Here is a 14,545-nt window from a genome sequence, read left to right as displayed (position 1 = left end):
CCCGGCGGACACAATCGGGCCATGCCGTCCGCGCGCGAGCTCTACGACCGTGGTGTCGAGCACGGCAACGCCGGCCGGCACGCGCGCGCCGAGCGGAGCCTGCTCGAGGCCGCCCGGCGCACCGACGACCCGGACCTCGCGGCCCGGATCGAGGGCACCCGCGCGTACCTGCTCGCCGAGACCGGGGACCCGGAGCAGGCGCTCGCGCGGTGCCGGGCGGCGCTCGCGGTCACCGGGCTGCGCCCGCACACCCGCGCCGTCCTCGTCAGCCAGATGGGGCTCATCGAGCTGCGCCGCGGCCACGTCGAGGCCGCGCTCGAGCACCTGACCGCCTCGACCGGCGCGCTCGCGGACGACCCCGCACGCCTGGGCCGCGTGCTCCTCAACCGGGGGCTCGTGCACCTGGACCAGGGCGACGTCACGCGCGCCGAGGACGACCTGACGCGCGCCGCCGAGCAGTTCGCCCGCAGCGCCGAGGCCGTCGAGCAGGCCAAGGCACAGCACAACCAGGGGTACGCGGCGCTCGTCCGCGGGGACCTCGTCGGGGCGCTGCGGCTCATGGAGCAGGCGCGTGCGGTCCTCGTGGCGCTGTCCCCCGTCGCGCTCGCGGTCTGCGACACCGACCGCGCCGCGGTGCTGCGCGCCGCAGGTGAGAGTGCCGAGGCCGCGGCGCTGCTGACCGACGTGCTCGAGGTCTTCCGCCGGCGCCGGCTGCGGCAGGCGCAGGCCGAGGCCGAGCTCGCGCTCGCCGACGCGCTGCTCGCGGTGGACCCGGCGGCCGCGGCGGCCTCCGCGCGCCGGGCCGCGCACCGGTTCCGCGCGCGCGGCAACGAGCTCGGTGCGCTGCGCGCCGACGCCTGTGCGGTCAGCGGCGAGGTGCTCGCGCTGCCGACCGGGCCGCCGGCCGGGTCACGTCCGGCGGGGCGACGGGTCGCGGTGCTCGCCGAGCGGGCGGACGGGACCGCGCGCGCGCTGACGGCGCGCGGTCTGACCGTCGAGGCCGCCGCCGTCCGGCTGCAGGCCGCACGCCTCGCCCTGCGGACGGGCCGTCCGGACGTCGCCGGCGAGCAGGTCCGGGGTGTGCGCGTCCCGGCCTCGGCCTCGATCTCCGTGCGACTGCTCTCCGAGGAGGTGCGGGCCGAGCTCGCCGAGGCCCGCGGACGCCCGTCCCGCGTGCTGGCCCACGCGTCCGCGGGCCTCGACGAGCTGGAGCAGTGGCAGCGTGCGTTCGGCAGCATCGACCTGCAGTCCAGCGCGGCGCTGCGCGGGCGCACCCTCGTGCTCCACGGCCTGCGCGCCGCGGTCGCCGGTGGGGATCCGCGGCGGGTGTTCGAGTGGTCCGAGCGGGCGCGGAGCCTCGCGAGCCGGGTGCTGCCGCTGCGACCGCCCGCCGAGCCCGAGACCGCCGCGCAGCTCACCGAGCTCCGACGGCTGCGGCTGCTCGGCGGTGCGTCGGGCGACACCCGGCGGGAGGCCGAGCTGCGGGACGCCGTCCGGCGCCGGACGTGGGCGCGCGAGGGTGCGGCAGGTGGGGCGTCGGGTGCGCTGGTCCCGCTCGACGCCGTCCGCGCCGAGCTCGCCGCGACCGGCGCTGACCTCCTCGCGCACGTGTGGTCCGGTGACCGGCTGGCGGCGCTCGTCGTGTCGGACGACGCCCGTGTGGTCGACCTGGGCGAGTGGGCCCCCGTGCGGACGCTGCTCGACGGGCTCCTGCCGGACCTCGACATGGCGGGGGCCGACCTGCCCCCGGCGATGGCGTCCGTCGTCCGCGCCTCGCTCGACGAGCGGCTGGCACGCCTGGACGCGCTCCTCGTCGCGCCCGTGCGGCACCTGCTGCGGCACGACCGCCTGGTCCTGACGCCGACCGGGGTGCTGTCCCGGGTGCCCTGGGAGATGCTCGGCTCCCTCGCCCCGGTCGCGCTGACCCGGCCCACGTCGGCCGGACGCTGGCTGGAGCAGCGGGCCGCCGGCGCGCCGGGCCTCGGTGGGCTGGACGGAGCCGTCCGGGCGGGGTTCGCGGCGGGGCCGGGCGTCGCCCGGGCCGCGGACGAGGTGCGCGCGGGCGCCGCACGCTGGTCGACCCCGCGGGTGCTGCTCGACGGGGAGGCGACCGCGTCCGCCGTAGGCGACCTCGCGCGGTCCGTCGACGTGCTGCACGTCGTCGCCCACGGCCGCCACTCGGCGGAGAACCCGCTGTTCTCCGCGTTCGAGCTGGTCGACGGCCCGTGGTTCGGCTACGACATCGACGCGCTCGACCGCGTCCCGGCGGTCGTGGTGCTGTCGGCGTGCGAGCTGGGACGCTCGGCGAGCGGGTGGGGGCGCGAGGCGCTCGGCATGGCGCAGGCCTGGCTCCACGCGGGAGCGCGCTGCGTGGTCGCGGCCGGTGCGAGCGTCAACGACGACGCCGCGTGCGACCTGCTGGGCGCGGTCCACCGCGAGCTGGCGACGGGCAGCCCGCCGTCCCAGGCGCTGCGCGACGCCTCGACGTCGCTGCGCGTCCGCACCCCGTTCGCGGTCCACGGGGCGGGGTGGTGAGGCGGCCGACGCGCGCTGCGCCTCACCCGTCTACCACAGAAGTCGCAGGTACGACCCTCTCCCCTGCCGACACCTCCCGGCCCGCGGCGCGGTCGTGCCGTCTTCTCTGCCCGTTCGCGCGGGGTGGCACGCGGGCAGAGCCGCGCACACTGGGACGGATGGCGCAGAGCGATCGACGGCGTACCCCGAGGGAGCCGGCGCGGCAGGCCGAGCCGGACGCCAGGCGCGCGCCCGCCCCCGGGCTCGGGCTGCTGGACGCCGGGAACCGCGCCGTGGCCCGGATGGTCCAGCGGCGCGGCGCACCGGCTGACCCGTCGGGGCTCGCGCCGCAGATCGCCGGCCGGCTGGGCGGCGGCGAGCCGCTGGCCGGGGACGTGCGGGCCCGGCTGGAGTCGGGTCTCGGTGCGGACCTGACCGGGGTGCGCGTGCACCGCGACCCCGCTGCGGCCGGGCTCGCCGACTCGCTGGACGCCCAGGCGTTCACCACCGGGCAGGACGTGTTCTTCGGTGCCGGGCGGTACCGCCCCGGGACCCCGTCGGGCGACCACCTGATCGCCCACGAGGTCGCCCACACCCTCCAGGGCGGTCCCGCGCCGGCGGCCTCCCCGGGTGACGGCGGCCTCACGGTCAGCGACCCGGAGAGCACAGCGGAGAAGGAGGCCGAGGCCGTCGCCGACGCGATCACGAGCGGCCGGACGGCGGACGTGCGCACGCACCCGACGGGCGAGGTCCGGCGGTCGCCGGGCGACCTGACCGACACCGACCTGCTGCTCGGCGTCGACGTCGCGGGCACCACGGTGAGCTACTGGTGGAAGACCGCCGACCTCGAGCGGGGGCTCGTCGACCACCTGCGCGCGCAGCCGCAGGACATCGCCGTCATCGAGACCCAGATCGTCGCCGCGCTGCGGGACGACGCCGGCCCGGTGCACGAGAGCCAGGTCTACCTGCAGAGCCCACCGGTCGCCGAGGACCTGCGCCGGGACCTCGCCGGGTGGCCGTCCGCCCGGGTGCTGACCCGCTACCCGGCGCGGTTCGCGGCCCGCGCCGCGGCGATCCGCGCGTCGGCGCTGCGGTACCCGCTCGAGCAGAACCTGGAGGCGTCCGGCACCCTGCGCCCCGGGGACATCGACTGGGCCGCGGAGGTCGCCGCGCTGCGCGGGACCTCGCCGGGTCCCGACCGGACCGTGCTGGACGCCGCCCGCCGGGACCGGTTCGAGCTGGCCCTGTCGGTCCTGGACCGGGAGGGCGCGCAGGGTCCCCAGCCCGCTCCGGGCCTGTCGCCGCACCCGGACCTGCTCGGGCCGATCATCTACGCGCGCTACGCCGCGACCGACCCGGCACCGTCGGAGCTGGCGACCGCGGACATGACGCGCACGCACAGCGAGGCGTTCCTGGCTCAGTGGCTGCCCACCCTCCGTGACACCCGCCTGATCCCGGACGACTTCGACGTGTCCGCCCTCGAGCCGACCGGTGAGATGGACGCGCTCCGCCGCGAGCTCGTCACCCGGTACGTCGCCGAGGCCGCGCCGCGCACGATGGAGAAGTTCCTGCTCGACCGATGGGTGGCCGACGGGCGCACCCCGGAGAAGTTCGTGCAGACGGCCGACATCTCGGGGCTGCGCGCGGAGCTGCTCGAGGCGCTCGGCAAGGACTTCCCCCGGTGGGCCCCGACCCAGCCCGGCTTCGTCGGAGCCTTCTGGTCGGACGTCGGGCAACGGGCCGCCTTCACCGCCGTCCGGACCCTCGTCACGGTCGGCCGCTCGTTGCAGGCCTTCCACGCCGGCCTCGCCGACCGGTTCGCCAGCGTCGGGCCCGCGCAGCTGACCAGCGAGGAGTTCGCGATCGCGCAGGACCCCTACGGCTACAGCCAGAAGGTCGCGGCCGTCGCCGCGCTGACCAGCGCGCTCACCGCGTCGCTGCAGCCGGGTGCGTTGCTGGAGCACGGGCTGCTGGCGTGGTACCAGGGGATCGCGGCGGCCTGGTCGGTGAACGGTGAGGACGCGCGCGGCGTGGCCGGTCTGCTCGCCGTGTTCCAGGGCCTGGGCGGGCTGAGGTCGGCGATCGAGGCACAGCAGACGGCCGCGAGGATGCAGATCGCCGGGCAGCTCGACACCGGCTTCGACGCGATCGCGGGGATCGTGCGAGCCGAGGCGCAGTACGCCGAGGAGTTCATCACGAACACCTGGGTGCCGATGCTCAAGACGGTCGCGCTGGAGCAGGTCACCCGCAACCGCGACGAGATGAAGGAGCACCTGGCGAGCTGGCCCACCTACCGCGCCCAGGCGTCCGCGCGGTTCCGGATCGTCGCCCACTTCCTCGACGACCTGATCACCCGCCTGCAGTCCGGGGACCTCGACTCGGCCGAGATGAACGGCCAGATGGTCACCGCGACCGAGCTGCCGCAGCTGATCCAGGCCCGCGACTTCATGCGCGGGCAGGCCGAGGCGCTGCAGGACGACGACACCGCCGAGGACAAGAAGGACGACCTCACCGACGCGGTGGCCGGGTTCGAGAAGGTGCGTCAACGCATCCTCGACGGCGACTACAAGCCGGTGGACTACTCCCGGGCCGTGTACGACGAGGCGCGGGTCCGGCTCGGCCTCGTCGGCTACGAGCACTGGGTGACGCTCGGCGCGGCGCTCGACCGCTGGGCGATCGTGCCGCAGAACCCGTTCCTTGCGTACGCGATCGCGCGCTGGCAGTGGGAGGAGCGGGTCGCCCAGCTGGACCGGCAGTTCCTGATCTTCATCGCGCTGGGGCTGCTGACCGTCGCCTCGCTGGTCGTCCCCGGCGCCGCCGGGCTGGTGCTCGCCGGCGTGGACGTGGCGGCCGGCATCGCGATGGGCGTCAAGGGCGTCGTCGACGCGTACGAGCTGGTGGACCTCGCCCTGCTCGACCCGACCGGTGCGGTCGGCGGCGTGACCGTCGAGCAGGCGCGCGCCGCCCTGCGCACCGCGTGGATCGGCCTGGGCATCAACATCCTGCTGGTGGGCGGCCTGGCGGCGGTGTGGGCCGCGCTCCGGCTGGCCGGGCGCGGCGCCGGAGACGTCCCGGCCGAGCTGGCCCACCTGAGCACCCTGATGAAGTCGAACCCCGTGCTGGCCGAGCAGCTGATGGCCAAGGTGAAGGACTTCGCGAAGCTCGAGGACCTGCTGAGCACCACGAACGACGCGGTGCTGCTGGAACGGATGCTCGCCAGGACCAGCGACGTCCGCCACCTCCAGTACGCGCTGATGCACGGCGACCCCACCACGATCGCCCGGATGATCGACCTGGCCGGCGACTCCCGCAGGCTGGGGCTGGTGCTCGACCACGCACCGGACGTCGTCACGGCGGAGCGGCTGCTCCTCAAGACCGGCGACGCCGAGGGGTTGAGCCTGCTGCTGCGCAGCGCGGACAACGCCCACATCGCCGAGGCGGTGCTGGACTGGGCGAAGGACCCGCGGATCGCGGACCGGCTGCTCGGGCTGTCCGCCGGCGACCAGGCCGGCGTGCTCCGGCTCCCGGCCACCGGACTGACCCCCGAGCAGGCGGTGGCCGCGCTGCCCCGCTGCGCCAACGCCTCCGAGCTGGCCGCCCTGGTGCCGCGGATGGAGAAGCCGGAACAGGTCGTGGGCCTGCTCGGCAGGCACTCGCCCGCGGAGCTGAACGGGCTGCTCGACCGCGGCATCCGGCCGTCCGAGATCCAGATGGGCGTCGGCACACCGGGTGTCGCCGCGGTGCAGCCGACGTTCCCGGTCGTCCGCCCACCGATGCCGCCGGAGGCGACGGCGATCCTGGACGCCTACGGAGTCGGCAGCCACCCGAACCTGCTGACCGCCGAGCCGCGCGTGGTCGAGCGGATCACCAGGACGATGAAGGACGGCGGCGGCCTCGCGTCGGCCGTGGACCAGGGTGCGCGGCAGAAGGCGGCGACGTGGGCGGCCGACGGCGCGGCCAGCCCCAACGACTTCGTCGACCGGTGGGAGTTCTTCAAGAAGCAGGTCGACGAGACGGCAAAGACGCTCACCGCCCCGCAGTACGCCAACGTGAACAAGAAGGCCGCCGCCGCGAAGATCCTGACCGACGACATCACCCTGGTCGAGACCGCGCTGACCACGCGGGCGGGCACGATGAGGGACCTGGGTGGCCTGGGCTGGGCGGACGTCGACGGGATCGCGACCCCGGAGCTGGTCCGCGGCAACGCCACCAAGCTCACCTTCGGCAGCGAGACCAACGCCGCGTACCACCCGGACAAGCACTTCAGCGAGCTGCCGTTGAGCGAGCAAGGCACCGCGTCGACGCCCGCGGGCCGGGCGCAGGCCTATCTGGCCAGTGCGCGGCGTACGGTGTCCGACGGTGCTCTGGTCAAGGTCGAGGACGCTGGTGAGGGTGCCCTGAGGATGGTCTTCAAGCGCTCGAGCGAGGGGAAGGACGTGCAGACGATCGTCATCACCCGGGAGAACTGGGCGCTGATCGCCAGCCACGGAAAGCCGGGTGGCCGGTGACCTCGGCCGTGTCACACCTCGTCGCCGCCCGGCAGCACCTGGAGGCGGCGGCCCTGCAGAACTGGTCCGACACGGCGCGGCAGGCGCTGACCTGCGTGGGGCGTGCGGAGGCGGCGCTGGCGTCGTCGTTGGTCGCGGAGCCGTCGGTGGCAGCGGAGCGCGAGGCGGTGCGGACCGCGGCGGCGGCGGTCGGCGAGCTGGTCCGGCAGGCCGCGCTGACGATCGACTCGTTGGCCCTGGAGCCGGACGACGACGACGCGCTGCAGGAGGCGCTCCTGGCACGGACCGGCTACCAGGACCTGCTGGACATGGGGACGTGGCCGCAGCCGCCGCTGCCGGCGTTCGACCTGGCCGAGGTGGACCGGGAGCTAGCGGTCGTGGTGGCGCGCCGCCGCCCGCCGGTCCCGGCCGGCATCCCCGCCGGGCACACGTGGTGGCAGGCGCCGTAGGAGTGGTGACGGCTCGGCTCGTCCGGGCACGGTGGACGTGCAGGACGCGGCCCGGCCACCGGTAGACGTCCACGTACGGCCGGTACCGCGATCGACGCCGATCGAGGCAGGGCGGCGAAGGGCTGCACGCCATGCCGTCGGCCCGGCGTCGACCAGGTCAGCCGGCGCGTCCATCACCCCGGCGGGTGACGGCAAGATGACCACCGGTGGGGACGCGCCGGGACGTGCCCGCTCGCGACGATGGCGACATGGACGTCATCCGCACCGCACCTTCCCGCCCGGCACCCGCAGACCCGGCACCCGCCGGCCCGGTGCAGCGGATCCTCGCGCAGGCCGACGGTGCGCTGCGGGACGCCGCACCCCGGCACGGCTACCAGCGGGTCGTCTACCTCGCGGGGGTCCTGCTCGTCGTGTCCGGTCTGGTCCACGTCGTCGTCCTCGCGGTCGACGGCGGGGGGTGGGACGGGCCGCTCTCCTGGCGCAAGGCGATCCTGTTCGGCGTGTCCTTCGGGATGTCCACCGTGGCGGCCGGGTGGGTCCTGGGCACGCTGCCGCACAGCCGGCTGTGGGGCCGCACCGCCGCGGGCATGCTGGTCGGCGGCGGCGTCGCGGAGGTCGCCCTGATCACGGCGCAGACGTGGCGCGGGACGGAGTCGCACTTCAACGTCCTGGGCGACCCCGTCGACGCGCTCGTCTTCACGCTCATGGCCGTCGCGGTCGGCGTCTACACCCTCGGGCTGGTCGTCCTGACGGTGTGGGCGGCGGCGCGGCTGCGGCGGCCGGCGCCGACGGTCGTCGCGGTGCTCGTCGGCCTGGCGCTCACGCTGGTCGGGTCCGCGCTGGGTGGCGACCTCATCGGTCGGGGCCTGGCGCACGTCGACGAGTACGAGACGATCCCGGCGACCGTCGTCATCGGGGCGGCGGGCTCGGGGCGCCTGGCGCACGCGGTCGCGCTGCACGGGCTGCAGGTCCTGGGGGTGCTCGCCCTGCTGCTCGGCCGCTCCGCGCTGCCGGCCGCCGGTCGGACCCGCACGATGGCGGTCGCGGCCGGCGCCTACGTCGCGCTGACCGCGGGCGTCGCCGCCCAGGCCTACGCCGGGCGGTCGATGCTCGAGCTGTCGTGGCCGGCGGCGGCCGGGATCGGCCTCGCCGCGCTGACGGTGGTTGCCGCGCTCGGGTGGTCGGTCAAGGATGCTGTGCTGGGTGCGCGGCGCGCCGCATGACGCACGGTCGGGAGGCGGCGGTGGACGACGTGGCACGGTCACGCCTCCGGGCCCCGGGCCTCCCGGTCCGGTCCGCGGCGTCGGACCGGGCGAGGACCCTGCTCGACGTGGCGCTCGCGCTCTTCGCCACGATGCTGCTCACCATCGAGGCCGCCGCCGAGGACACCGGGTCGCCGCTGCCCTTCGTGCTCGCGGCGGTGATCGGCGGGTCCCTGGCCGTGCGTCGGCGCTGGCCGATCGGGGCGTACCTGGCCGGATCGGCAGCGCTGCTCGCGATCGCGGCGTGGTTCTACGACGCCGGCCTGTACCCGTACCCGAACGTGATCGGCCTGTACGCCGTGGGCGCCTACGCCGCCACCCGCAGGCGCGCCGTCGTCGGCCTGGTGATCGGCCTGCTCGGCGTCGCCGGCTACTGGGCCCTCGTCCCCGCGACGGACGTCCCGCTGCTCCCGGCCGTCCTCATCGCAGGGTGGGCGCTGGCCTGGGCGGCCGGCCAGTCCGAGCAGCAGCGGCGCCACCTCGTGGCCGAGCGCGCGGTGCTCGCGACGGAGGCCGAGCGGCGGCGCCAGGAGCACGCCGTCCTCGAGGAGCGCGAGCGCATCACGCGCGACGTCCACGACATCGTCGGCCACGCCCTCAACGTGATGATCCTGCAGGCGGGGGCGGGGCGGCGGATGCTGGGCCGCGACGTCGCCCTGACGGCCGACGCCCTGGCGACCGTCGAGGCCGTGGGTCGTGACGCGCTCGCCGAGCTCGACCGCACCCTCGGCGTGCTCGACCCGACCTCACCGCGGCCGTCCCCGGGGATCGACGCCCTGGGCGAGCTCGCGGAGCGCGTGACAGGCGCGGGGGTGCCCGTGCGGCTGACCGTGGTCGGCGAGCCCCGCGCCCTGCCGGCCGGCGTCGACCGCGCGGCCTACCGGGTCGTGCAGGAGGCCCTGACCAACGTCGCGAAGCACGCCCCCGGCGCCCCGACCGACGTCGAGATCCGGTACGGCCGCGACGCCCTCGACGTGACGGTCACGGACCGCCCGGCCACCCCACCCGCCGCCGGTGCGCCGGGCCGCGGGATCGAGGGGATCCGGGCACGCGTCGACGCGCTCGGCGGCACGTCCGACATCGGGCCCGACGCCCGCGGCGGCTGGCGTGTGCGGTGCACGGTCCCGGTGGCCCGGTGATCCGCGTGGTGGTCGTCGACGACGACGCGCTCGTCCGCGGCGGGATCCGGATGATCCTGGAGAGCACGGACGACGTCGTCGTGGTCGGCGAGGCCGCGGACGGCCGTGCCGGGGTGGCGCTCATCCGGGCGGAGCGGCCCGACGTCGCGCTCCTGGACGTCCGGATGCCCGTGCTCGACGGCATCGAGGCGACCGCGCAGGTCACCGCCGAGGTCCCGCAGACCCGCGTCGTCATCGTGACGACGTTCGAGCACGACGAGTACGTCTTCGACGCCCTGCGAGCCGGTGCGGCGGGCTTCCTGCTCAAGCGCACGACCCCGGAGGACCTCATCGCCGCGGTCCGGGTGGTGGCCGCGGGCGACGCGCTCCTCTCGCCGTCGGTCACCCGGCGCCTGATCGCCGAGTTCGCCCGGCCCGCACCCGCCGCACGCCCCGCCGCCGAGGTCGCGGCGGTCGGCGCGCTGACGGAGCGCGAGCGGGAGGTGCTCGTCGCCCTCGCCGCGGGCTGGTCCAACGCGGAGCTCGCGAGCCGGCTCTTCATCTCCGAGGAGACGGTCCGGACCCACGTCAAGCGCGTCCTGCACAAGCTCGACCTGCGGGACCGCGCGCAGGTCGTCGTCTTCGCCTACGAGACGGGGCTGGTGGTCCCGGGCGGTGCGACGCCCGACGGCCCCGGACGGACGCCACGCTCCGTCCGCGACTGACCCGGCGCGCGCGTCAGCCGCCGACGCCCGGCGGGTCGACCGGCGCGCCGTCCCCGCCCGGCGGCAGGTCACCGCGCTCCACGGGCTCCGAGACCTCCGGCAGGTCCGCGAAGAGCGCGTCCAGCTCGTCCTCGCGCGGCACGCGCACGGCCTCGCCGGCCGCGCGCAGGACGGCCGGCTCGACGCCGTCACCGTCGAGCAGGACGTACGCGCCGTCGCGCTCGCCGGTGCACTGCACGGACGGGCCCGCGGCGTCGGCCAGGTCGGCGCACGGGGCCACCCCGGGGGTCGCGTCCCGCGACGTCGTCAGCATGACCATGCCCGCCGCGCCGACGTACGCCGCCGACATGCCCTCGTCACCACTGACGCCCACCGACTGCGTCGCCAGGTCGAACCCCTCGACGTCGGTGACGTACACGAGGTCGGGCGCGATCCCGACGAACGCCAGCCGGTCCGCGAGGTCCGGGGGCGGTTCCAGCGGACCGGTCGACGCGGCCCCACCGCGCAGTCCCGCGCACGCCCCCAGCAGGAGCACGGCGGACGCGACGAGGACGACGTGGCGGGTGCGGGTCACCGGGGAACGGTAGCGCCGCCGTGCGGACCATGGCCGACGTGCGGGACGCGGACGCACTGCTCAGCGGACCAGGCGCAACGACACGACCCCGCCGAACGTCGACCCGTCCTCGGTGGCGCCGTCCGCGCGGAAGCCGTTGCGCTCGTAGAAACGCCGGGCGCGTGGGGTGTCCCGGGCGGCCCAGACCTGGGCGCGGGTGCCCGGCGGGAGGACGGCGTCGAGCAACGCCTGGCCGACACCCGTGCCGTGGTGAGCCGCGAGCACGTACAGGTTCCCGAGCTCACGCTCCCGCACGGGCGGGTGCCCACCGCGGTCCTGGGCCCGTCCCGCGACGGCGACGCCGACGAGCGCGCCGTCGAGGTCGGCCACGGTGGCGTCGAGCCCGCCCGCGAGCAGGCGTCGCCAGGTCGCGACGCTGCGGTCCACCGTCAAGCGGTCCCACAGCTCGGGGCTCGCGAGGCCGGCGAAGGTCTCCACCCAGCACGCGTGGTGGAGAGCGCCGGCCCGCTCGGCGTCGTCGAGCGCGGCGGCGCGCAGCAGGGGACGGCGCGGGACACCCGTGTCGGGCACCGGGTCCGGGATCGACGGCATCACGCGTACGACGCCGTCACGGTCCGGGTGACGCCGTCGAGCGTCATCTCACCGCCGTACGGGACGATCCACTGGGGCCGCGTGTGGCCGAAGGGCACCCCGACGCACACGACGGCACCGGGGTTGTACCGGTGGACCTCCTCGACCACGGCGTCCCGCTGCTCCGCCCGGCGCGCCGCGCGCTCCGTCGCGTCGAGGCGCACCTCGAAGGCCGTCACCGGCGGTCGCGCGACGCACACGCCCGCGACCGCCGCGAGCAGGCCGCGCTCGCCGAGCGCGCGCACCCACCGCCGGACCGTCCCGGCCGACGGCAGCTCCTCGCTGGTCTCGAGCAGCAGGATCGCGCCCTCCAGCGCCGCCGTCGGCGGGATGCGGTCCGCCAGGGCGAGCCAGTCGAGCACCTCGAGGCAGCCGCCCCAGGTGCGGCCCGTGACGGAGCGCGCCGGTCCGGCCCACGTCCACGGCTCGGTCGGCTCGCGCTCGCCGTGCTCGACGAGGGCGCGCGGGTCGAGCCAATCGTGACCGAGGTCCTCGGACTCCCCCGGCTCGGTCAGCGTGAGCGTCCCGCCGGTGAGGAGCGCGGCGCGCAGCGAGGCGAGGTGCACGTCGTCGACCGCCGGGCCGGGTCCGAGGTGCACCTGGGTGGAGCCACCGTAGAAGCCCGGGACGCCCAGCTGCCACAGCCAGCTCAGCAGGTTGGTGTTGTCGCTGTAGCCGAGGAACGGCTTGGGGTCCGCGCGGACGGCATCGGCGTCGAGGAGGGGGACGACCGTGATCTGGTCGTCGCCGCCGATCGTCGCGAGCACGGCGCGGACGGTCGGGTCGGCGAACGCGGCGTCGAGGTCGCGCGCGCGGTCCTGGGGCGACGCGCCGAGCCGCCGCGTGGTCGGGTACTCGACGGGCACGAGGCCGGTCGCGGCGACGAGCCGCCGCATGGCCTGCTCGTGCACGGCGGGGGCGAACCCGGGCGCGGCGAACGACGGCGAGACCACCGCGACGCGGTCGCCGGGGACGAGCTTGCGCGCAGGGACCAGGGACGACATCCGGACAGCCAACCAGTCCCGCCCGCACGGAGCGAGAGCGTGGTCCCGGCGGCGCTCGGCTGGGCGAGCTCTGGATGGTCGGCTACCTCGTCGTGCTGGGGATCAGGCCCCGGGGTCGGACGGTCCTGGCGGCCGACGTCACGTGAGCTGAGCAGCCGACCCTAGCCGCAGCGACGAGCGCTCGGCGGCACCGGAGGCAGCACCAAGGGGATGTCAAAGATTCTTGACACGATCCCCGTCATGGACCTACGGTCGATGTCAAAGATGTTTGACATCGATGCCACTCCCTTCCCGACAGGAGCGCTCTGACATGGACACCGTCCGCACCGCCCGCATCACCGGCCTGTGGTACCTGGCACTAGGCATCACCGGCATGCTCGGCTTCCTGCTGATCCGGCCGCGGCTGTACGTCGCGGGCGACCCGGACGCGACCGCGGCCAACCTCGTGGAGCACGCGTCCCTGGCCGACGCCGGCCTCGTGATCGAGATGGCGCTCGTCGTCTCGCAGGTGCTGGCCGCGCTCTGGTTCCACCGCCTCCTGCGGGACCTCGACCGGTTCGCGGCCGTCGCCGTCGCCGTCTTCGGGTGCTTCAACGCGGTCGCGATCCTCGTCGGCGCCACCTTCCTCTGGACCGCTCGGACGGTCGTGGCCGACCCCGCTCTCGCACCGGCCGGGGACACCGCGGCCACGGCACAGCTCCTGTACGAGCTGGCGTACAACGCCTGGGGCGTCGGCGCCCTGTTCTTCGGCCTGTGGCTCATCCCCATGGGATACGTCGTGGTCACGTCGCGACGCTGGCCGGTGCCGCTCGGCTGGGTCCTCATCGTCGGCGGGGCCGGGTACCTGGTGAGCGCCTTCGTCTCCGCCAGCCTGCCCGACGCGCCGGACGCCCTGGTCGACGCACTCACCTTCCCGGCCACGTTCGGCGAGCTGTGGATGCTCGGCTACCTGGTCTCGCTGGGGATCCGGCCCGCGGCCCGCACCGCGCCGGGGACCGACGCGCACGCGTGAGCGGGGACGTCACCCCGCGGTGCCGGCGCCCGCGAAGGTGGAGCGGCACGGCTCGCGAGCCCAGCCGGCCGGGCTCCCTCGTGAGATGTCAGTGCGCTCGCGAGCCGCACCGCGGCAGCATCGGCGGCATGGCGACCACCACGGCCCCCGCCCTGCCCGCCGGCGCCTTCGCGCGCATCGCGCAGCCCGTCCTGGGCGCCGGCGACCTCGTCCTGCGGCCCTGGCGGCCCGACGACGCGGACGCGGTCGTCGACGCCTACCGCGACCCCGCCGTCCAGCACTGGCACGCCCGCACCATGACGGCCACCGAGGCGGCGACCTGGGTGGCGCACTGGGAGGAGCGGTGGGCGCAGGACACGGGAGCGGGCTGGGCCGTCACCGCCGGCGGGGACGTCGTCGGGCAGGTGAGCATCCGGCAGGTGAACCTGCACGAGGCGTGCGTGGGGCTCTCCTACTGGGTGCTGCCCCACGCCCGGGGGCGCGGCGTGGCCGCCGCCGCGCTCGGAGCCGCGACCGCGTGGGCCTTCGACCGGGGCGTGCACCGCGCCGAGCTCGACCACTCCACCCGCAACCCGGCGTCGTGCCGGGTCGCCCTGAAGGCCGGCTACGCGGCCGAGGGCACCGCGGTCGGCCGTGGCCTGCACGCCGACGGGTGGCACGACATGCACCTGCACGCCCGCATCGCCGACCCCGATCGCCTCGTTCCCGGGTGAGCGCGCTCCCCGTCAGGCGACAACTCGCGCGCGTGC

Annotated in this window: 11 protein-coding genes; 8 read left to right on the top strand and 3 right to left on the bottom strand. The window is 75.8% G+C overall.

Going from position 1 to position 14,545, the window contains the following annotated elements:
* Nucleotides 1-21: 21 nt before the first annotated feature.
* From OKX07_RS01805 to OKX07_RS01780, 6 genes are all read left to right on the top strand, one after another.
* On the top strand, nt 22-2,535 hold the full coding sequence (locus OKX07_RS01805; RefSeq protein WP_265630165.1) for a CHAT domain-containing protein: 2,514 nt from the start codon (nt 22-24) through the stop codon (nt 2,533-2,535).
* Nucleotides 2,536-2,693: 158 nt separating this feature from the next.
* On the top strand, nt 2,694-7,022 hold the full coding sequence (locus OKX07_RS01800) for a DUF4157 domain-containing protein (RefSeq protein WP_265630164.1): 4,329 nt from the start codon (nt 2,694-2,696) through the stop codon (nt 7,020-7,022).
* A gap of 8 nt (nt 7,023-7,030) precedes the next feature.
* Nucleotides 7,031-7,471, top strand: coding sequence for a hypothetical protein (locus tag OKX07_RS01795; RefSeq protein ID WP_265630163.1), 441 nt, complete (start codon nt 7,031-7,033; stop codon nt 7,469-7,471).
* Nucleotides 7,472-7,719: 248 nt separating this feature from the next.
* On the top strand, nt 7,720-8,694 hold the full coding sequence (locus OKX07_RS01790; protein ID WP_265630162.1) for a hypothetical protein: 975 nt from the start codon (nt 7,720-7,722) through the stop codon (nt 8,692-8,694).
* A gap of 107 nt (nt 8,695-8,801) precedes the next feature.
* Entirely contained in the window at nt 8,802-9,872 is a 1,071-nt protein-coding gene (locus OKX07_RS01785; protein ID WP_265630161.1) for a sensor histidine kinase, read from the top strand.
* On the top strand, nt 9,869-10,576 hold the full coding sequence (locus OKX07_RS01780; protein ID WP_265630160.1) for a response regulator: 708 nt from the start codon (nt 9,869-9,871) through the stop codon (nt 10,574-10,576). The genes OKX07_RS01785 and OKX07_RS01780 overlap by 4 nt, the downstream gene beginning before the upstream one ends.
* A gap of 13 nt (nt 10,577-10,589) precedes the next feature.
* On the opposite strand, the gene OKX07_RS01775 is transcribed toward OKX07_RS01780, so the two are convergent.
* The 3 genes from OKX07_RS01775 to OKX07_RS01765 are packed head-to-tail and all read right to left on the bottom strand — an operon-like array spanning nt 10,590 to nt 12,784.
* Nucleotides 10,590-11,150, bottom strand: coding sequence for a hypothetical protein (locus tag OKX07_RS01775; protein WP_265630159.1), 561 nt, complete (start codon nt 11,148-11,150; stop codon nt 10,590-10,592).
* A 60-nt stretch (nt 11,151-11,210) separates the two neighbouring features.
* Entirely contained in the window at nt 11,211-11,741 is a 531-nt protein-coding gene (locus OKX07_RS01770) for a GNAT family N-acetyltransferase (RefSeq protein WP_265630158.1), read from the bottom strand.
* Nucleotides 11,741-12,784 (bottom strand): S66 family peptidase, encoded by a 1,044-nt coding sequence (locus OKX07_RS01765; protein WP_265630157.1) that lies wholly within the window; start codon nt 12,782-12,784, stop codon nt 11,741-11,743. The genes OKX07_RS01770 and OKX07_RS01765 overlap by 1 nt, the downstream gene beginning before the upstream one ends.
* A gap of 310 nt (nt 12,785-13,094) precedes the next feature.
* Here OKX07_RS01765 and OKX07_RS01760 point away from each other — a divergent pair, with 310 nt between their 5' ends.
* Both OKX07_RS01760 and OKX07_RS01755 read left to right on the top strand, forming a co-directional pair.
* On the top strand, nt 13,095-13,796 hold the full coding sequence (locus tag OKX07_RS01760; protein ID WP_265630156.1) for a DUF4386 domain-containing protein: 702 nt from the start codon (nt 13,095-13,097) through the stop codon (nt 13,794-13,796).
* Between the two features lie 128 nt (nt 13,797-13,924).
* Nucleotides 13,925-14,509, top strand: coding sequence for a GNAT family N-acetyltransferase (locus OKX07_RS01755; RefSeq protein WP_265630155.1), 585 nt, complete (start codon nt 13,925-13,927; stop codon nt 14,507-14,509).
* The last annotated feature ends 36 nt before the right edge of the window (nt 14,510-14,545 follow it).

Origin of the sequence: Cellulomonas sp. S1-8 (assembly GCF_026184235.1) — a bacterium.
GTDB lineage: Bacteria > Actinomycetota > Actinomycetes > Actinomycetales > Cellulomonadaceae > Cellulomonas.
Note: the sequence above shows the minus strand (reverse complement) of the source record. Positions and strands in the feature narration are given on the sequence as shown.

Coding starts and splice junctions, on each gene's coding strand:
- OKX07_RS01770 (WP_265630158.1), bottom strand. CDS start 11,741: ATGCCGTCGATCCCGGACCCGGTGCCCGACACGGGTGTCCCGCGCCGT.
- OKX07_RS01790 (WP_265630162.1), top strand. CDS start 7,720: ATGGACGTCATCCGCACCGCACCTTCCCGCCCGGCACCCGCAGACCCG.
- OKX07_RS01760 (WP_265630156.1), top strand. CDS start 13,095: ATGGACACCGTCCGCACCGCCCGCATCACCGGCCTGTGGTACCTGGCA.
- OKX07_RS01800 (WP_265630164.1), top strand. CDS start 2,694: ATGGCGCAGAGCGATCGACGGCGTACCCCGAGGGAGCCGGCGCGGCAG.
- OKX07_RS01805 (WP_265630165.1), top strand. CDS start 22: ATGCCGTCCGCGCGCGAGCTCTACGACCGTGGTGTCGAGCACGGCAAC.
- OKX07_RS01765 (WP_265630157.1), bottom strand. CDS start 12,784: ATGTCGTCCCTGGTCCCTGCGCGCAAGCTCGTCCCCGGCGACCGCGTC.
- OKX07_RS01755 (WP_265630155.1), top strand. CDS start 13,925: ATGGCGACCACCACGGCCCCCGCCCTGCCCGCCGGCGCCTTCGCGCGC.